Source organism: Shigella sp. FC1544 (assembly GCF_001722145.1).
In the GTDB taxonomy this organism is placed as follows: Bacteria; Pseudomonadota; Gammaproteobacteria; order Enterobacterales; family Enterobacteriaceae; genus Escherichia; species Escherichia coli.
On record NZ_MECT01000230.1, the window covers coordinates 1 to 2,279 of the forward strand.

The following is a 2,279-nucleotide window of genomic DNA, read 5'->3' on the forward strand; positions in this document are numbered from 1 at the left end:
AGTTGCCATGTTTTACGGCAGTGAGAGCAGAGATAGCGCTGATGTCCGGCAGTGCTTTTGCCGTTACGCACCACCCCGTCAGTAGCTGAACAGGAGGGACAGCTGATAGAAACAGAAGCCACTGGAGCACCTCAAAAACACCATCATACACTAAATCAGTAAGTTGGCAGCATCACCCTCTTTTTTAAAGCGAGGAAGTACCAATGAAAGAGAATAAAGTACAATAAATCAGTCATAAACTAATTAATATCGTTGTTTTTGTCGCAATTGTAGAATACGCCTATTTATTTCTCCATTTCTATTAATAACGGCAATAAACTGTTCACTTCAGTGATATTTAAAATATGCATCCTCTCCCTTTTTGTAAGTAATTATTATATCCGTGGGAGAGGAATACACGCTGTCAGGTAATCAATCATACTGCGATAAATCATCGGCCAGTAAAGTGGAGATAACCTCCATTGTCGAAAAATCCATACTCTCAGCGAAACCATCATCAATCACTCATCCAGGCGTTTATGGGAGCGTCGCCAACGGCTGTTAACAATGCCAGACTTCCCCGTTGCGGAAATTCCACATACCACTAATGGTCACAGGGATTGGGTGTTGAAATGATCCGGATGAGCATGTATCTTTATGGTTATGCTATAACATAACAGGTAAAAATGATGAAGCCCAATATCCATCCTGAGTATCGTACTGTGGTGTTCCACGACACCAGTGTTGATGAGTACTTTAAAATCGGCTCGACTATCAAAACAGACCGTGAGATTGAGCTGGATGGCGTAACGTATCCGTACGTGACAATTGATGTCTCTTCTAAATCGCACCCGTTCTATACAGGGAAGCTGAGAACAGTGGCATCAGAAGGAAATGTTGCACGATTCACCCAACGTTTTGGTCGTTTTGTTAGCACGAAAAAGGGGGCGTGATGAAAGTTCTTAACTCTCTGCGTACCGCAAAAGAACGCCATCCAGACTGTCAGATTGTGAAGCGAAAAGGACGGCTATATGTGATTTGTAAATCTAATCCACGTTTTAAGGCCGTTCAGGGTCGTAAGAAAAAACGTTGATTCAAAATTCGACGGATTAACGATATTTGTCTGATTAATAATCAGATCGGATTAATGTTGGTGTGTTTATAACACCAACATTAATTTTCCTGGGGATATATTCTTCCTGTTCATTTGAGGCCAACTGCCTGACGTTTCTCTACGAATATTCCATTATCTTAATGTTGACTTGTTGACCAGCTTCGCCCCTGTATGCTGGCATCAACTCTCTTTTAGACTGAACACGCCACTCAGTCTCCTCCCTTTGCGGCGCAGCCTGCATTTTCACTCAAACTGTTAAGATGATAAATGTGGTAAATCTGTTGGTACTAACATAAAAACGTTTACGCCACAGGAACAGTCTGATCCACCGGTAACCCCGTCGCCGACGTTCGAGTGCCAGTTAGAGTAACGCGCACAGATAACTGCACTCAGTGCCCTGACAAAGAGGCCATCGTTCCTGTGACAGCTGGCAGCCTTCGTTTAACTTCACTTAATCTGGCTCTTGAGGGCTTACCGAACAGATGACGTACATACGCCCGTTCAATTTTCCATCACTTATTGTAATGAACACCTATAACCATTTTGTGCGGCATGTTAATCCATTAAAATTTCTTACTGATTGGCAAATCATCTTCAATGACAGCTCATTATAGTTTTATATTCTATCCCTTACCCTTAAAACTTGTTTTTTTACTAGTCCATCACACAGCGCATTAAGACTATTCCTAACACTTCAGGGCAAAGTTCCTGACCAATATAAAATGCAAGTAAGGATTGAACGTTATATTGCCAATAACCTTATGAAACCAAATGTCTTTTTCTTCTTATCAAAAAAGCAATATTTTCAGTTTTTCTAAATATTGACTTAACCATTGAATTCCTTTTCCGTTCACATATTGACACTCATCGGGAAAAAAACATAAATTTAAGCCCAATCGGGTAATGCTGCCAACTTACTGATTTAGTGTATGATGGTGATTTTAAGGTGCTTGCGTGGCTTCCATTTCCATCAGATGCCCTTCCTGCTCCGCTACTGAAGGCGTGGTGCGTAACGGCAAAAGCACTGCCGGACATCAGCGCTATCTCTGCTCTCATTGCCGTAAAACATGGCAACTACAGTTCACTTACACCGCCTCTCAGCCCGGTACGCACCAGAAAATCATTGATATGGCCATGAATGGCGTCGGATGTCGCGCCAGTGCACGCATTATGGGCGTTGGCCTCA

Annotated in this window: 5 protein-coding genes and 1 pseudogene; 4 read left to right on the forward strand and 2 right to left on the reverse strand. The window is 42.4% G+C overall.

Annotated features, from left to right (window positions below; all coding sequences use genetic code 11):
* Positions 1–122 (reverse strand): IS1 family transposase (locus BGK49_RS26875; protein WP_001422013.1); only part of this gene is annotated, 122 nt, incomplete at its 3' end.
* Between the two features lie 105 nt (positions 123–227).
* Here BGK49_RS26875 and ykgR point away from each other — a divergent pair.
* The 3 genes from ykgR to ykgO all read left to right on the forward strand — a co-directional run bounded on the left by ykgR (position 228) and on the right by ykgO (position 1,072).
* Positions 228–305: a small membrane protein YkgR gene (ykgR, locus tag BGK49_RS12760; RefSeq protein ID WP_052905027.1), complete on the forward strand. Its 78-nt coding sequence runs from the start codon at positions 228–230 to the stop codon at positions 303–305.
* A 363-nt stretch (positions 306–668) separates the two neighbouring features.
* Positions 669–932: a type B 50S ribosomal protein L31 gene (locus BGK49_RS12765; RefSeq protein ID WP_000803998.1), complete on the forward strand. Its 264-nt coding sequence runs from the start codon at positions 669–671 to the stop codon at positions 930–932.
* Positions 932–1,072: a type B 50S ribosomal protein L36 gene (gene ykgO, locus BGK49_RS12770; protein ID WP_000866436.1), complete on the forward strand. Its 141-nt coding sequence runs from the start codon at positions 932–934 to the stop codon at positions 1,070–1,072. The genes BGK49_RS12765 and ykgO overlap by 1 nt, the downstream gene beginning before the upstream one ends.
* A 34-nt stretch (positions 1,073–1,106) precedes the next feature.
* On the opposite strand, the pseudogene ykgL reads toward ykgO, so the two are convergent.
* Positions 1,107–1,334 (reverse strand): annotated as a pseudogene (gene ykgL, locus BGK49_RS12775) (protein YkgL).
* A 713-nt stretch (positions 1,335–2,047) separates the two neighbouring features.
* On the opposite strand from ykgL, the gene BGK49_RS26890 reads away from it, so the two are divergent.
* The coding region (locus BGK49_RS26890) for an IS1-like element transposase (protein ID WP_005007989.1) at positions 2,048–2,279 on the forward strand (232 nt) is incomplete at its 3' end.